Raw genomic sequence first — 15448 nt, forward strand, 5'->3', positions numbered from 1 at the left:
GGCGTCATGCCGCCGCGGGCGCGACGGCCGCGCGCGGCGACTGATCGCAGAACGCGAGCACGTCGCCGAGATAGTCCGCGAAATCGCTAATTGCGTGGTTGCTGCCCTGAATCAACGTGGTGCGCACGCCGGGATAGCGCGCGAGCATCGTGCGGTAGTCGATCACTTCGTCGCCGGTTGCGGCAACCAGAAAGTAGCGCTCGGGCCGCGTGATGGCATCGACGGCGAGCGCGCGCAGTTCGTCCAGATGGCGCGGCAACACGGTGATGCTGCCGCCGCCGTGCCACAACGGCTGTTCGCCCAGGTACGCGCTCAGGTCCGATTGCGGCACCACGGCGGGATTAAGCAGCACCGCGCGCCAGCCGTGCTTTTCCGCGAGATAGGTCGCGTAATAGCCGCCGAGCGAACTGCCGACGACGGTGACATCGTCCGACGCCGCCGTGCTCGCGATGGTTTCCGCCAGCGCGATGGCGTCGCACGGAGATACGGGCAACACCGGGCACTGCCATTCGCTCAACCGGCCAAGTTCCGCGAGCCGCGCACGCATGGCGCGCGCCTTGAACGATTGGGGAGACGAGCGAAAGCCGTGCAGGTAGAGGATCACGCGGGGCCTCGTGTCGTGGTGCCGGAGGGACGCGCGGAAAGCGCGTCGAGCAGTTTCTGATGCACGCCGCCGAAACCGCCGTTGCTCATCACGAGCACGTGATCGCCGGGGCGCGCGGCGGCGGTAACCGCCTTCACGAGCGGGTCGATTTCGTCGAAGGCGTGCGCCTTGTCGCCGAGCGGGGATAGCGCTTCGGCCAGATTCCAGCCGAGCTTGTCGCGGCCTTCGCGCGCGCCATAGCCGAAGACGAGGTCCGCGCCGGCGAGGCTCGCGGGCAATTGCGCCTTCATCGTGCCGAGCTTCATGGTGTTCGAGCGCGGTTCGAGCACGGCGAGAATGCGCGCGTGACCCGAATCGCCGATGCGCGTGCGCAATCCCGCCACCGTCGTTTCGATGGCGGTCGGATGGTGCGCGAAGTCGTCGTAGACAGTCACGCCGTCGACGCTGCCCTTCACTTCCATGCGCCGCTTCACGTTCCGAAAGCTCGCCAGAGACTTCGCCGCCTGCGCCGCCGGCACGCCAACCGAGCGCGCCGCCGCGATGGCCGCCAGCGCGTTCATGCGATTGTGCTCGCCCTGCACTTGCCAGTCGACCACGCCCTGCCGCTCGCCTTGCCAGTAGACAGCGAACTGTTCGTCGACGGTCGCGCCGTCCTCGGCGGGCAGCGCTTGCCAGCCGCCGTCCACGCCGAAACGCTCGACGTCCGACCAGCAGCCGCGCGTCAGCACGCGCTCGAGCGCCGCCTCGCGTCCGTTCGTGACGATGCGGCCCACGCCCGGCACCGTTCGAACGAGGTGATGAAATTGCGTTTCGATAGCCGCGAGATCGGGGAAGATATCGGCGTGATCGAATTCGAGATTGTTGAGCACCGCCGTGCGCGGGCGGTAGTGGACGAACTTCGAACGCTTGTCGAAGAAGGCGGTGTCGTACTCGTCGGCTTCGATCACGAAGAAGCTCGAATCCGTCAAACGCGCGGAAATGCCGAAGTTGAGCGGCACGCCGCCGATCAGAAAGCCCGGATTCATGCCGGCGTCTTCGAGCAGCCACGCGAGCATGGAGCTTGTCGTGGTCTTGCCGTGCGTGCCCGCGACCGCCAGCACCCATTTCCCCGCAAGCACATGCTCGCCGAGCCATTGCGGGCCTGACGTGTACGGCAGGCCGCGATCGAGAATGGCTTCCATCAGCGGATTGCCGCGCGACACCACATTGCCGACGACGAAGAGGTCAGGCGCGAGCTCGATCTGCTCGGCCCCGAAGCCTTCGATCAGTTCGATGCCTTGTGCTTCGAGCTGGGTGCTCATCGGCGGATAGACGCCGGCGTCGCAGCCGGTGACCTTGTGTCCGGCCTCGCGCGCCAGGACGGCGAGACCGCCCATGAAGGTGCCGCAGATGCCGATGATGTGGATGTGCATAAAGCGTGTCGCGCCGCGCGGGCGATGGAGTGCGGAAAACTGGAACGGCGCACCACGGATAAAAGCCGTGCGGGAGTGCGCCCGGAGGCGCATATTGTAACCGAGCGCGCCCGCCGGCCTGAGGCCAGGGCTGCCACGGCCGCCGCCCCCGCCGGACGCCCAGACGTTATCTAGTATGATGCCCCCATGGTTCGCAAATCACATATCGATCCGCAGCGCGTGCGCGAGGAAATCGCGATCGCGGCCGCGAGAATGATCGCCGAAGACGGTCTCGACTACTCCACCGCCAAGCGCAAGGCGGCGCGGCTCGTGGTGGGCGAAAGCAAGATCGGCGGCGAGTTTTTGCCCGACAACGATCAGATCGAAGAGGAAATCCGCGAATATCAGGCGATTTTCCAGAGCGACAGCCAGCCCGCCGTGCTGCGCCGCATGCGCGAAACCGCGCTCGAATGGATGGAGCGCCTGAAGCCCTACGATCCGTATCTGACCGGCGCGGTGCTCAACGGCACGGCGGGCGAGCATTCGGACATCCATCTGCAATGCTTCTGCGACAACCCGAAGGAAGTCGCGATCTACCTGCTCAACGCCAATATTCAATACGACGTCTCGGAGACGCGGCACTTCGCGGGGCGCGGTTATGTGGAGACATTGAGCTTTCTGCATCGCTTGCGCGGCGAGGAGCCGATCGGGGTCCACATCGCGCTCTATACCACCGTGGATCTGCGCGGCGCGGTGCGCGCCGACGGACGCGGCCGGCTCGCCCGCGCGAACGCCGCCGCCGTGCGCGCGCTGCTCGATCAATCCGACGATCCGGATCGCCCGCCGCTTTACATCGGCGAGTGAAACGGCGAGACGCTTCCAATCTCAGCTCCATGAACAGCACACGTATCTTCGCGGCCCTGGCGGTCGCCATCGCCGCGACGGTCGGCGGCTTCTACGCAGGCCATCTGTTCACCGGCAACGACACCGAAGCCGCGACGCAGCCTAGCGGTAACGCCGTCGATCAATTGTGGAAGATCACGCCGCCCGCCGCGTCCGGCACGTCGCAACCGCTCGCGGCGTACAAGGGCAAGCCGGTCGTCGTGAATTTCTGGGCGTCGTGGTGCGGACCGTGCGTCAAGGAAATGCCGACGCTTTCGGCCTTACAGCGCGAATATCAAAAGAAGGGCATCACGTTCATCGGGCTCGGCGTCGACAGCGAGAAGAACGTCAACGATTTCCTAAAGAAAGTCCCGGTCGACTATCCCGTCTACGTTACCGGCTTTGGTGGCGCGGACCTTGCGCGTAGCTTCGGCAACAACGCGGGCGGCCTGCCGTTCACCGTCGTCATCGACAGCAAGGGCGTGGTCCACTCGACCAAGCTGGGCGAAGTCAACGAAGCCGAACTGCGTCACACCCTCGACGCGCTGTAAAAATTCGCTGCGACTTCGGCTGACGTTCGCGGGATTAAGCAGCAAGTTGCCGGATGTTTGCTGTAACTTCTCCGTTTGGCTGCGATAATGTCGGGTCGCACGCGCGAACGAGCACGGTCTGTCGCGCTGTAAAACTAGACAAAATTCTCTAAACGGCGCTAAAGTGCGCCGAATTCCGCACAACCCGAAGCGACCATGACTATTCCGCCGGTGCAGCAAGGCCACGCAGCCGCCCGTTCCGCCGCCCGCGAAAGCGGCGCCGGCCGAGCCACCGCGCCCGAAATGACAGATCGCTTCGCCGCCAGTTTCGCCGCGGGCGCGCCGTGCCGCACGCCCGCGCGCACCGGATGATAGCCGCGCCGGCACGCGGCTGACGCACAGAACACACCCACAAATCAAGTCAAGCACCGGGCAGTCCCGGTCTCCAAGTATTGAAAGGGGATTTTTCGATGGACCTTCGTAAACTGAAAACGCTGATCGACCTCGTCTCGGAATCCGGCATCTCGGAGCTGGAAGTGACGGAGGGCGAAGGCAAGGTTCGCATCGTCAAGAACGCGGCGCCCGTCTATATGCAGGCGCCGCAGCAGTACGCGCCGCAAGTGCAGGCGCAAGCCGCGCCGAGCGCATCCGCATCGGGCGATGCCGGCGCGAGCGCTGGCGCCGCCGCGAGCGCCGCCGCGCCGCAGGGCCACGTCGTGACGTCGCCGATGGTCGGCTCGTTCTACCGCGCGCCGTCGCCGGGCGCCGATCCTTTCGTGCAGGTCGGCGATACGGTCAAGGAAGGCCAGACGCTGTGCATCATCGAAGCCATGAAGCTTCTGAACGAAATCGAATCGGACAAGTCCGGCGTCGTGAAGGAAATTCTTGTCGAGAACGGTCAGGCGGTCGAGTACGGCCAGCCGCTCTTCGTGATCGGCGACTAAGCGCGTCGGGCCGTGCGCCGGACGCCTCGCTCCGGTCTGCCCGGCTTCACCGCGCCGGCGCGCGCCATCCGCAAGCATCCGGTTGCGCGCGCCGCCGATTCGAATCCCGAGGGCCGCTCGCGCGTGCCCGTTGATGAGCCGACCCACTGCCATGTTTGAAAAAATCCTCATTGCGAACCGCGGCGAAATCGCGCTTCGCATCCAGCGCGCGTGCCGCGAACTGGGCGTCAAGACAGTCGTCGTCTATTCAGAGGCCGACAAGGAAGCGAAGTACGTGAAGCTCGCCGACGAAGCCGTCTGCATCGGACCGGCGCCGTCGAACCTGTCGTATCTGAACATGCCCGCGCTCATCAGCGCGGCCGAAGTCACCGACGCCGAAGCCATCCATCCCGGCTACGGCTTTCTTTCCGAGAACGCGGATTTCGCCGAGCGCGTCGAGCAATCGGGCTTCACGTTCATCGGCCCGCGTCCGGAAACCATTCGCCTGATGGGCGACAAGGTCACCGCCAAGCAGACCATGATCAAGACCGGCGTGCCGTGCGTGCCGGGTTCGGAAGGCGCGTTGCCGGAAGATCCGAAAGAGATCGTGAAAATTGCGCGCGCGGTCGGCTATCCCGTCATCATCAAGGCGGCGGGCGGCGGCGGTGGTCGCGGCATGCGCGTGGTCCATACCGAAGCGGCGCTGGTGAACGCGGTGAACATGACGCGCGAAGAAGCGGGCCGTGCGTTCGGCAATCCGCAGGTCTACATGGAGAAGTTCCTGGAGAACCCGCGGCATATCGAGATTCAGGTGCTGTCGGATTCGTTCCGCAACGCGCTGTGGCTCGGCGAGCGCGACTGCTCCATGCAGCGCCGTCACCAGAAGGTGATCGAGGAAGCGCCGGCGCCGGGCATCGCGCGGCGTCTGATCGACCGCATCGGCGACCGTTGCGCCGAAGCGTGCAAGAAGATGGGCTATCTCGGCGCGGGCACGTTCGAATTCCTGTACGAGAACAACGAGTTCTACTTCATCGAAATGAACACGCGCGTGCAGGTCGAGCATCCGGTGACGGAGCTGATCACGGGCGTCGATATCGTGCAGGAACAGATCCGCATTGCCGCTGGCGAGAAGCTCACGCTGCGCCAGAAGGACATCCAGTTCCGCGGCCACGCGATCGAATGCCGCATCAACGCGGAAGATCCGTTCAAGTTCACGCCGTCGCCGGGACGCATCACGTCGTGGCACGCGCCGGGCGGCCCGGGCATTCGCGTCGATTCGCACGCGTACAACGGCTATTTCGTCCCGCCGAACTACGATTCGATGATCGGCAAGCTGATCGCGTACGGCGCGACGCGCGAGCAGGCGATCAACCGCATGCGCATCGCGCTCTCGGAAATGGTCGTGGAAGGCATTTCGACCAACATTCCGCTGCACCGCGAACTGATGATCGACGCCAAGTTCGTCGAAGGCGGCACGAGCATCCACTACCTCGAAAACAAGCTCGCCGCGCGTCAGGCGGCGGTAGCCGAAGAGTCCTGAAGCGCCTTGGCAGAGAAACGAGCATGAGTTACCGCGAACTGATCGCCGAGCTGGACCGCGAGCACGCGGAGGCGCTGTCGGATGCGCTGCTGGACATGGGCGCGCTTTCGGTGTCCGTCGAGGACGCCGACGCCGACACGCCCGACGAGCAGCCGCTCTTCGGCGAGCCCGGGCTCACGCCCGAGCGGAGCGCGTGGAAGCGTTCGCGCGTGGTCGCGCTGCTCGGCCAGGACGCGGACCCGGCCGTGCTGCTCGCGGCCGCGTCCAACGACATCGGCCTGGAAGCGACGCCCGCGTTCTCGCTGCGCGAAGTCGAGGAGCAGGACTGGGTGCGTCTGACGCAGGCGCAGTTCGATCCGATTGCCATCGGCGAGCGCATCTGGGTCGTGCCGTCATGGCACGACGCGCCCGATCCCGACGCCCTCGTGCTCGAACTCGATCCGGGCCTCGCGTTCGGCACGGGTAGCCACCCGACCACGCGTTTGTGCATGGAGTGGCTGGAGCAATCGGTGAAGCCGGGGCAGTCGCTGCTCGACTACGGCTGCGGCTCCGGCATCCTCGCCATTCTCGCGAAGAAGTGCGGCGCAAATCCGGTCTATGGCATCGACATCGACCCGCAAGCGGTCGAGTCCGCGCGCCAGAACAGCGAACGCAATCACGCGGACGTCACCTACGGCCTGCCCGACGACTGCCCCGCCGGCGAGTTCGATATCGTGGTCGCCAATATCCTCTCGAATCCACTGAAACTCATGGCCTCGATGCTCGCCGCGAAGGTGAAACCGGGCGGGCGGATCGCGCTGTCGGGCATCCTCGCGCGCCAGGCCGACGAGGTCGCGGCGGTCTATGCGAAGTGGATCGACATCGGCGTCTGGCGCGAGCACGAAGGCTGGGTGTGCCTTGCCGGAACGCGGCGCGAAAGCCTTTAGAATAGCGCCATCGTCACCGTTTCGGCCGTGAGGCCGCTGGCACTTTCCACTGGCACTTCCTATGGCGCTGGCTACCCGCTGCCCACACTGCGAAACCGTCTTCAAGCTCGATCCGCATCTGCTCGCGCCGCATGACGGGCGGGTGCGTTGCGGCCATTGCCAGGAAGTTTTCGACGCCGCGCACCATCGGTTCGAGTTGCCGGACGATTCGGCCGAAGCCGACGAGGCGCAGCACGCCGCGCTGATCGACGACGAAGTCGCGGTCGGACCTTCGACGTTCTCATCGTCGAAGAAGGAAGCCACGAGCGTGCCGCCCACGCTGGCAGTGCCGCGTCAGCTCGATCTCGGCAACAAGTCGGCCGCGAAGCCCTTCTCGCCGCCCCCGGCGAAAGAAGACAACGATCCGACCGTGCATGCAAAGGCACCCGCATTCGCCGGCGCGTCGATGCCGCCGCCCGAACGCAACGTGCCGCGCAAGGACGCCGCGAACGAACCCGACGCCGAGCCTGTCGTCGAACCGGTGCCGCTCGGCCGCGTGAAGCCGGTGGCCGTGTCCGGCACGCCGCTCAACGACGACGCATCCGCGCCGCCCACCAGAAGCGAAGCGCCGAGGCGCCCGGAACCCGCGCCGCCGCCCTCGCGCTTTGTCGATCCGCTCGACGACCGCGCGGAGCCTTTCATCGGTCCGGCGCAAAACCGGCCCGAACCGCCGCGCGCGCGCCCCGCCGCTGCCCCTTCCCCGGGCCCGGCCCCGGCTTCCGCATGGGACGAGGACGAGCCCGGCTTCGGCGCGCGGCCGGCCGGTCTCGGCACCGCGCACCCGCCGAGCGCCAACGAAGCGTTTCCGGTCTCGCGGGAACCGCGCATCGAGACGACGCCACCGGCGAAGTCTGCGCGCAAGGGCTTGCGTGCGATCGGTATCGTCGCGGCAGTGTTGCTCGCGCTGCTGCTCGCGGTCCAGTTCGCCTGGTGGCAACGCGAAACGATCATGGTGAATGTCCCCGGCACGCATGCGTTTTACGTCAGTATCTGCGACCAGATCGGCTGCGCGATTTCGCCGCCGCGTTACATCTCCGGTTTGCAAATCGAGAGCTCCGGCTTGCGTCAGGTGGACGGCCCGCACAAGCTCGAACTGAAGCTCATGCTGCGCAACCGCTCGGATGTGGCGCTTGCCTATCCGGCGCTCGAACTCACGCTGCTCGACGACAAGAGCGACGTCGCCATTCGCCGCGTGCTGTGGCCGCAGGATTACGCGCGACCGGGTACGATATTCGCCATCGGCCTTCCGCCGCAAAGCGCGCAACCGGTCGTCGTCCGGCTGGATACGGGCGATGCCGTCGCCGCGAATTACCGGGTGCAGGTCTTCTATCCGTAACCGGATAGTGGCGCGAGCGCCCGGCTTTTCAAGACGCGACCCGGCAGCACGAGCCGGTCGCACAGTTCCCGTCAGCATCTGACACATCCTCTGGAGCGCAACATGAGTCAAGTTACCCTCGGCGGCAACCCGATCGAAGTCAGCGGCACGTTCCCGAGCGAAGGACAGCAAGCGCCCGCGTTCACGCTCGTCGGCGCGGATCTCGGCGATATCACGCTCGCGAGCTTCGCGGGCAAGCGCAAGGTGCTGAACATCGTGCCGAGCCTCGACACGCCCACGTGCGCCACGTCGACGCGCAAGTTCAACGAAGCGGCCGGCAAGCTGGACAACACCGTGGTGCTCGTCGTCTCCGGCGACCTGCCCTTCGCGGCCAAGCGTTTCTGCACGACGGAAGGTCTGGCTAACGTGGTGACGGCCTCGACGTTCCGCGGCCACGAGTTCGCGCAGTCGTACGGCGTGGACGTGACGAGCGGTCCGCTCAAAGGGCTGACCGCGCGCGCGGTCGTCGTGCTGGACGAAAACGACAAGGTGGTACACGCCGAACTCGTGCCGGAAATCAAGAACGAGCCGAACTACGATTCGGCGCTCGCCGCACTGAAGTAAAGTGCATCGACGGACCGCTGCGGCGGTCCGCATACGGGACGCGGCGGTCTTTCGGTTCGGCCGATGCCAACGCCGCCGCGCGCCGTATGCGCTACTCTTTCCTCGCGCCTAACTAATAAGGACGTTCGCCTTGGCTACGCTTATCTGCGGCTCGCTCGCCTACGACAACATCATGACCTTCCAGGGCCGCTTCGGCGACCACATCTTGCCGGACCAGGTGCACATGCTGAACATCAGCTTCCTGGTGCCGACGATGCGGCGCAACTTCGGCGGCTGCGCGGGCAACATCGCGTATGCGCTGAAGCTGCTCGGCGGCGATGCGAAGATCATGGCGACGCTCGGCGAAGCGGACGCGCAGCTCTATATCGACCGGCTCGACGCGCTCGGATTGTCGAAGGAATACGTGCGCGTGCTGCCCGGCCAGCATTCGGCGCAATGCTTCATCACGACCGACCTCGCGAACAATCAGATCACCGCCTTCCACCCCGGCGCGATGATGGAATCGCACCTGAACCGCGCCGACGAAGCGCAGGGCATTACGCTCGGCATCGTGGCGCCGGACGGCGCGGATGGCATGCGCGAACACGCCAAGCAGTTTGCGGTGGCGGGCGTGCCGTTCATCTTCGATCCGGGTCAGGGTTTGCCCATTCTTGAAGGTGTAGAGCTTTGTCGCATGATTGAACTTGCCACATACGTGACGGTCAACGATTACGAAGCCAAGTTGTTGAGCAACAAGACCGGCTGGTCGATCGAAGACATCAAGAGCCGGGTCGAGGCGCTGGTCGTCACGCGCGGCGAACACGGCGCGCAGATCTATCATGAAGATGGCGTGATGGACGTGCCGGCCGTGAAGGCGCGGCAAGTGGTGGACCCAACCGGTTGCGGCGACGCATTTCGCGGCGGCCTGTTGTACGGCATCGAGAACAAGCTTGGCTGGGAAAAGACGGGGCGTCTCGCGAGTCTGATGGGTGCGTTGAAGATCGAGCATCAGGGCCCGCAAACTTATGCGCCGACGCGCGCCGAAATCGAAGAGCGTTTCAAGCAGGCATTCGGAAGCAGCCTGTCGTGATCGAGTGGATGAAGGGAGTAAAGGAATGAAAACGGTAAGTCGCATCGTGCTGGCAGCATCGCTCATCGGCTCAGTCGCGCTGACGGGCTGCGCCTACAACAGCAGTTCGCCCGACGTCTACACGGCGTCGCAGGCGCAGCGCGAGGAAACGGTGCGCATGGCGACCGTCGAAAGCGTGCGCGGCGTGAAGATCAGTTCGAACAACGGCCAGCCGACCGGCCTCGGCGCCATCGGCGGCGGCGCGCTCGGCGGCGTTGCGGCGGGTAGCGCTATCGGCGGCGGCAACGGGTCGATCATCGCGGGCATCATCGGTGGTCTGGCGGGCGCGGTCGCGGGCAACGCGGTCGAGAACAGCGTCTCGACGAAGAACGGCCTGGAAATCACCGTGCGTCTGGACAACGGCGATCTGCGCGCCATCACCCAGACGTCGAATGGCGAAGTGTTTCAGGCGGGCGAGCGCGTACGGCTGCTCTCGAGCGGCGGCGTGACGCGCGTGACGCACTGAGTTCGTCGGAGGTATTCGACTGGGGAATCGCAGTCAGCCTGCGGTTGCTCAAAGAAGCGCATGCATCGAAAGAGGCGTGCGCTTTTTTTCGTTCACGCTTGGCTCGGCACGGCGCGCAGTTACTTCGGGCGCCGAAGCGAACAACCCGCCGCCGGACTTGACCGGCGACGGGTCGAGGCCGGGTAGGCCTACCCGGTCTTAAGGCACATCGACGTGTGCCGCGGTGCTTCGGACTGCTGTTGCCGCGACTTACGGACGGCTGCCCGTCGGGAACGGCCATGCCGCCGCCGGGTTCAACGCCGTCTTGACCGCAGTGGCCGGAGCCGCCGGAGCGGGCGTCGACACCGTGGTAGCCGTCGTTGCGGGAGCCGCAGCCGTCGTCTTCTTTGCAGCAGCAGCCTTCTTGGCCGGCGCCTTCTTTGCGGCAGGCTCGGCTTTCTTCGCTGCGGGAGCAGGCGCGGAAGCAGCAGGCGCAGCGGGAGCAGCGGCCGTCTTCGCCGACGCCGACGCCTTCTTCGCAGGAGCCTTCTTCGCGGCAGCCTTCTTCGCGGGCGCTTTCTTCGCAGCGGCCTTCTTCGCCGCCGCTTTCTTCGCGGGAGCCTTCTTGGCGGCGGCCTTCTTCGCCGGCGCCTTTTTCGCGGCGGCCTTCTTCGCAGGCGCCTTCTTGGCCGCGGCCTTCTTCGTGGCTACCTTCTTGGTGGCGACCTTCTTCGCTGCGGCTTTCTTCGCGGGCGCCTTCTTGGCTGCTACCTTCTTCGTTGCGACCTTCTTTGCTGCTGCCTTCTTGGCCGGCGCAGCCTTCTTCGCCGCGACCTTCTTCACGGCGACTTTCTTGGCTGCAACCTTCTTGGCGGCAACCTTCTTCGCGGCTACCTTCTTCGCCGGAGCGGCGGCTTTCTTGGCGGGGGCTTTCTTTGCTGCAGCCTTTTTCGCGGCGGGTTTCTTCTTGGCAACTGCCATGGTTTTTCTCCTTCAGGTTTTCAGATGAGAGTCAGTTCAAACAACACCCTTCGTCAAAACCCGCTTCTTCACGTGGAGGCTCTCAGGGCACACGCTACGAAGCGGATTATTCATCGGCGTACGCTGATCCCACCTGCTTACGCTAATGAATACGGCAAGGCGCGCCGTGCCCCGAGGCACCGCGCGCCAAATTGAGTCAGCGCCCATACACGGCGCCGGCCATCGCTTGATCGAGCCAGCGAGCTTGTCGCCGGCATTTTCCGGGGGGAAGTTTGCCCATCCCATTGAAGGGAACGCAAAACGCCTGTCTTTCAATCGAACCACTCGGTCCGTCAAGTCAGTAGGCGCACTTTGCATCAGGCGACCGTTCTCCTAAACCTTGTCGGCGGGGCGCGCGCAATGACGCACGCTGCTGCCCAGCCGTCCCATCGATTTCGTCTGCAACACGTCCTGGGCTTGTTGTTATTCCCAGGTCAGCGCGCCGCCGGTTTGATACTCAATCACGCGTGTCTCGAAGAAGTTGCGTTCCTTCTTCAAGTCGATCATTTCGCTCATCCACGGGAACGGGTTTTCCTCGTTCGGGTAGAGCGGGTCCAGGCCGATCTGCTGGCAACGCCGATTGCAGATGAACCGCAAGTAGCTCTTGAACATCGACGCGTTCAGGCCGAGAACCCCGCGCGGCATGGTGTCTTCAGCGTAGCGATATTCAAGATCGACAGCTTGCTTGAAGAGCTCGCGAATCTCCGCCTTGAATTCGGAGGTCCACAGTTGCGGCTCTTCGAGCTTGATCTGGTTGATGAGGTCGATGCCGAAGTTGCAGTGCATCGATTCATCGCGGAGGATGTACTGATACTGCTCCGCCGCGCCCGTCATCTTGTTCTGGCGACCCAGCGCCAGAATCTGCGTGAAGCCCACATAGAAGAACAGCCCTTCCATGATGCAGGCGAACACGATCAACGACTTGAGCAATTTCTGGTCCGCTTCCAGCGTGCCGGTGGTGAAGGCCGGGTCGGTCAACGTCTGGATGAACGGGATCAGGAACTCGTCCTTGTCACGGATCGACTTGACCTCGTGATACGCGTTGAAGATCTCGCTTTCGTCGAGGCCGAGCGATTCGACGATGTACTGATACGCATGCGTGTGGATCGCCTCTTCGAACGCCTGGCGCAGCAGGAACTGGCGGCACTCCGGAGCGGTGATGTGGCGATACGTGCCGAGCACGATGTTGTTCGCGGCGAGCGAGTCGGCCGTGACGAAGAAGCCGAGGTTGCGCTTGACGATGCGGCGCTCGTCGTCGGACAGACCGTTCGGGTCTTTCCACAGGGCGATGTCGCGCGACATGTTCACTTCCTGCGGCATCCAGTGATTCGCGCAACCGGCGAGGTACTTCTCCCACGCCCACTTGTACTTGAACGGCACGAGCTGGTTGACGTCGGTCTTGCCGTTGATGATGCGCTTGTCGGCGACGTTGACGCGCGCTTCGCTCTGCGCGGCGATGGCGCCAGCGGAAGGCGTGGCGGCTGCGGGAGGCACGAAGCCATCCGAGAAGATGTTCTGCGCCTGAGCAGTCTGATGGGCGGCTTGATGATCGAACGATTGGGCAGCATGCGCTGCGCTCTGCGTACCGAAAGCCGTGCCTTGAGCGTTGCGCAACGTGTTGTGTTGCGAACCGCTCGACGGAGTTACGGCAGTGGTCTCGTCATCCCAGTTGAGCATAAATTCTCACCATCAATTTAGATCGGTTTGTACCATCTTTTCATGAGCGATAAAAGAGCTTGCTCATGAAAATTCTCGTTTTCTAGCGATTTGGATTCAGCGTTGCTACCTGCATACAACACTTGGCTCTGCGCATGGTCTTTCATGCGTGATGCGAGCAAGAGAGAGACGTGTGTGAAGCGGTCCTCATCGACTCTCTTCAAGGGTTGCGATGTGTGATTGGACTGCGTGGCTTCAATGCTTCGATCGGTGATTCGGTCGATGCGTCGATGCTGTCATGCGAACGCTTGGCGACAGCCCGCGATGATCGTTCGAGGCGATCGACGCGATCGACGCGAGTGCCGTTGATCGAATGCGGTGCGATGCAAGCGAAGATGAAAGCGCGTGCTCGTTCTGGCTTCGCCCGATGACGCTCCAGCAGCCGAGCGACGTGTCTTCGTTGCCTTCGCGCGCTTCGAATTCGTTGCCGAAGTTTAGCATTCGCGGCCTCGCTTTACCACTATATATTGTGTTCGCTGCGGCGCCGCTCTACTACCTATAGGGCGTGGAGTCAACGCCTCAAAGGGTCCAGCAATGAGCGCAGATTGTTGTGATCGATCTCGTGCATGAGCGCAAGCAACGCACCGAGCTTGCCTTGAGGAAAACCCTCACGCGCGAACCACGCGAGATAGTGACCGGGCAAGTCGGCGATGAGTCTGTCCTTGTACTTGCCGTAAGGCATGGTCTGCGTCACGAGACGCTGCAGGTCTTGCGGGTCCATCGTGTCTTCACTCCTCGTTATGTTGATCGCATCACATCGCGTCCGGCGTGCGATCGCATGCGCGTGGTATCGGTGCCATAATCGCCGCTCTTGCCGCCATGACTGATCGCATTCTCCGATGCCGCTCGCCGTCAAAGCTTTCATCGCTCCTCTTATCGTCGCGTGTGCGATGTTCATGGAAAGCGTCGACGCCAACGTCATCGTCACTGCAATCCCCGAAATGGCGCGCGCCTTCGGACGCGATCCCGTCACACTCAAGGTCGCCGTCACCAGTTACGTGCTTGGCTTGGGCGTCTTCATTCCGATCTGCGGCTGGGTGGCCGACCGCTTCGGCGCGCGCGCCGTCTTTCGCGCGGCCATCGGCGTGTTCGTTGCCGGTTCGATCCTGTGCGCGGCATCGACGTCGCTCGGGCCCTTCACTGTCGCGCGCTTCATACAGGGCGTGGGCGGCGCGATGATGGTACCGGTCGGCCGCATCATCATCTTCCGTTCGGTGCGCCGCTCCGAGTTCATTCGCGCGATGAACTATCTCTCCGTTCCCGCGATGCTCGGCCCGGCCGCCGGCCCGCTGCTCGGCGGCTTCATCACGACGTATCTGCACTGGCGGCTGATCTTCTTCATCAATATTCCGATTGGCATTGCGGGCATCTACCTGACCAATCGCTACATCGCCGACTCGCGCGAAGAACATCCGGGCCGGCTCGACTGGCTCGGCTTCTTTTTGTCGGCGGGCGCCGGCGTCTTGCTGCTGCTCGGCCTTTCGCTCGTCGGCGGCGAGCTGGTGCCGCAAAGCGTTGCGTTCGCGATGTGCGCGGCCGGCGCGCTGATGGCCGCGCTGTACTGTCTCTACGCGCGCCGGGCCGCGCGACCGCTGCTCGACCTGCGCTTCTTTCGCGTGCCGACGTTTCAGGCGAGCGTCCTCGGCGGCTCGCTCTTTCGCATCGGGCTCGGCGCGGTGCCGTTCCTTTTGCCGCTCGCGTTGCAGGAAGGTCTTGGCATGACGGCGTTCAAGTCCGGCGCGATCACCTGCGCATCGGCGTTCGGCGGCATGTTCATGCGCTCGCTTGCGTCCCGCGTGCTGCATCGATTCGGCTTTCGGCAGACGCTTCTCTTCAACGCGGCGTTGTCGGGCTTGGCGATTGCGGCATGCGGCACGTTCTTTCCCGGCACGCCGACCTGGGTGATCTGGGCTGTGGTGCTGCTCGGCGGCTTCTTTCCGGCGCTGCAGTTCACGAGCCTCAATTCGCTCGCCTACGCGGAGATCGAAACCCGCGATGTCGGACGGGCGACGAGTCTTGCCAGCTTCGTGCAGCAGGTGTCGCTCGGGCTTGGCGTCACGGTGGCGGGCATTACGCTCGAACTCACGCAGTACGTGAATGGTCATGCGACCGTGCGGTGGTCGGACTTTTGGCCTGCGTTTGTTGTCGTTGGGCTGTTCTCGTTTCTTTCCATGCCGGTTACGGCTCGGTTGTCGCGGGATGCGGGCGTTGAGATTTCGCGTGGGACGCGGGGGTAAGGGTTCCTTTGCTTCGCGCTTCCTTCGTGCTGCCGTTCCCGTGTCGTTGCTCTTGTCGCGCGAGACAACGAAGCAAAGGGGCAGACCTACGACCTTACGTCAGCCCGGCAAGGGCAACGCCCAATAGACCGACGCGAAAACAAGTTCC

16 protein-coding genes and 1 pseudogene are annotated in these 15448 nt (G+C 64.0%); 11 read left to right on the forward strand and 6 right to left on the reverse strand.

The annotated features are described in order from the left end of the window. Window positions 1-4: 4 nt before the first annotated feature. Both HWX53_RS22815 and mpl read right to left on the reverse strand, forming a co-directional pair. Window positions 5-604: a YqiA/YcfP family alpha/beta fold hydrolase gene (locus HWX53_RS22815; RefSeq protein ID WP_175945097.1), complete on the reverse strand. Its 600-nt coding sequence runs from the start codon at window positions 602-604 to the stop codon at window positions 5-7. Next, window positions 601-2016: a UDP-N-acetylmuramate:L-alanyl-gamma-D-glutamyl-meso-diaminopimelate ligase gene (gene mpl, locus HWX53_RS22820; RefSeq protein ID WP_175945099.1), complete on the reverse strand. Its 1416-nt coding sequence runs from the start codon at window positions 2014-2016 to the stop codon at window positions 601-603. Before mpl ends, HWX53_RS22815 begins: the two co-directional genes overlap by 4 nt. A gap of 186 nt (window positions 2017-2202) precedes the next feature. Between mpl and HWX53_RS22825 the strand changes: the two genes are divergently transcribed. The 10 genes from HWX53_RS22825 to HWX53_RS22870 all read left to right on the forward strand — a co-directional run bounded on the left by HWX53_RS22825 (window position 2203) and on the right by HWX53_RS22870 (window position 10348). Then, entirely contained in the window at window positions 2203-2859 is a 657-nt protein-coding gene (locus HWX53_RS22825) for a UDP-N-acetylmuramate--alanine ligase (protein WP_175945101.1), read from the forward strand. Between the two features lie 29 nt (window positions 2860-2888). Then, on the forward strand, window positions 2889-3428 hold the full coding sequence (locus HWX53_RS22830) for a TlpA disulfide reductase family protein (protein WP_175945103.1): 540 nt from the start codon (window positions 2889-2891) through the stop codon (window positions 3426-3428). Between the two features lie 195 nt (window positions 3429-3623). Then, entirely contained in the window at window positions 3624-3779 is a 156-nt protein-coding gene (locus tag HWX53_RS22835) for a hypothetical protein (RefSeq protein ID WP_175945105.1), read from the forward strand. 98 nt (window positions 3780-3877) lie between these two features. Next, window positions 3878-4351, forward strand: coding sequence for an acetyl-CoA carboxylase biotin carboxyl carrier protein (gene accB, locus HWX53_RS22840; RefSeq protein WP_175945107.1), 474 nt, complete (start codon window positions 3878-3880; stop codon window positions 4349-4351). A gap of 151 nt (window positions 4352-4502) precedes the next feature. Then, complete coding sequence (gene accC / locus HWX53_RS22845; RefSeq protein WP_175945109.1) at window positions 4503-5870, forward strand: acetyl-CoA carboxylase biotin carboxylase subunit; 1368 nt, start codon at window positions 4503-4505, stop codon at window positions 5868-5870. Window positions 5871-5893: 23 nt separating this feature from the next. Continuing rightward, window positions 5894-6796 carry a 50S ribosomal protein L11 methyltransferase gene (prmA, locus tag HWX53_RS22850; RefSeq protein ID WP_175945111.1) on the forward strand — a complete coding sequence of 301 codons (903 nt, stop codon included), beginning with the start codon at window positions 5894-5896 and terminating at the stop codon, window positions 6794-6796. 61 nt (window positions 6797-6857) lie between these two features. Further along, window positions 6858-8171, forward strand: coding sequence for a zinc-ribbon and DUF3426 domain-containing protein (locus HWX53_RS22855; protein ID WP_175945113.1), 1314 nt, complete (start codon window positions 6858-6860; stop codon window positions 8169-8171). A 102-nt stretch (window positions 8172-8273) separates the two neighbouring features. Next, window positions 8274-8774 (forward strand): thiol peroxidase, encoded by a 501-nt coding sequence (gene tpx / locus HWX53_RS22860; protein WP_175945115.1) that lies wholly within the window; start codon window positions 8274-8276, stop codon window positions 8772-8774. A 130-nt stretch (window positions 8775-8904) separates the two neighbouring features. Next, window positions 8905-9843: a carbohydrate kinase family protein gene (locus HWX53_RS22865; protein ID WP_175945117.1), complete on the forward strand. Its 939-nt coding sequence runs from the start codon at window positions 8905-8907 to the stop codon at window positions 9841-9843. A 25-nt stretch (window positions 9844-9868) separates the two neighbouring features. Continuing rightward, window positions 9869-10348 carry a hypothetical protein gene (locus HWX53_RS22870; RefSeq protein WP_175945119.1) on the forward strand — a complete coding sequence of 160 codons (480 nt, stop codon included), beginning with the start codon at window positions 9869-9871 and terminating at the stop codon, window positions 10346-10348. Between the two features lie 249 nt (window positions 10349-10597). Here the strand turns inward: HWX53_RS22870 and HWX53_RS22875 are convergent, their stop codons facing one another. The 4 genes and pseudogenes from HWX53_RS22875 to HWX53_RS22885 form a co-directional block, all read right to left on the reverse strand. Continuing rightward, window positions 10598-11308, reverse strand: coding sequence for a histone H1-like DNA-binding protein (locus HWX53_RS22875; RefSeq protein ID WP_175945121.1), 711 nt, complete (start codon window positions 11306-11308; stop codon window positions 10598-10600). Between the two features lie 31 nt (window positions 11309-11339). Further along, a pseudogene (locus HWX53_RS27780) lies at window positions 11340-11665 on the reverse strand (hypothetical protein). 105 nt (window positions 11666-11770) lie between these two features. Continuing rightward, a complete protein-coding gene (locus HWX53_RS22880; protein WP_175945123.1) occupies window positions 11771-13024 on the reverse strand; it encodes a ribonucleotide-diphosphate reductase subunit beta in 1254 nt (417 codons plus the stop codon). A 550-nt stretch (window positions 13025-13574) separates the two neighbouring features. After that, window positions 13575-13784 carry a DUF3820 family protein gene (locus tag HWX53_RS22885; protein ID WP_175945125.1) on the reverse strand — a complete coding sequence of 70 codons (210 nt, stop codon included), beginning with the start codon at window positions 13782-13784 and terminating at the stop codon, window positions 13575-13577. Window positions 13785-13902: 118 nt separating this feature from the next. Between HWX53_RS22885 and HWX53_RS22890 the strand changes: the two genes are divergently transcribed. After that, entirely contained in the window at window positions 13903-15300 is a 1398-nt protein-coding gene (locus HWX53_RS22890) for an MFS transporter (protein WP_175945126.1), read from the forward strand. The last annotated feature ends 148 nt before the right edge of the window (window positions 15301-15448 follow it).

Origin of the sequence: Caballeronia sp. BCC1704 (genome assembly GCF_902833455.1) — a bacterium.
Taxonomy (GTDB): domain Bacteria; phylum Pseudomonadota; class Gammaproteobacteria; order Burkholderiales; family Burkholderiaceae; genus Caballeronia.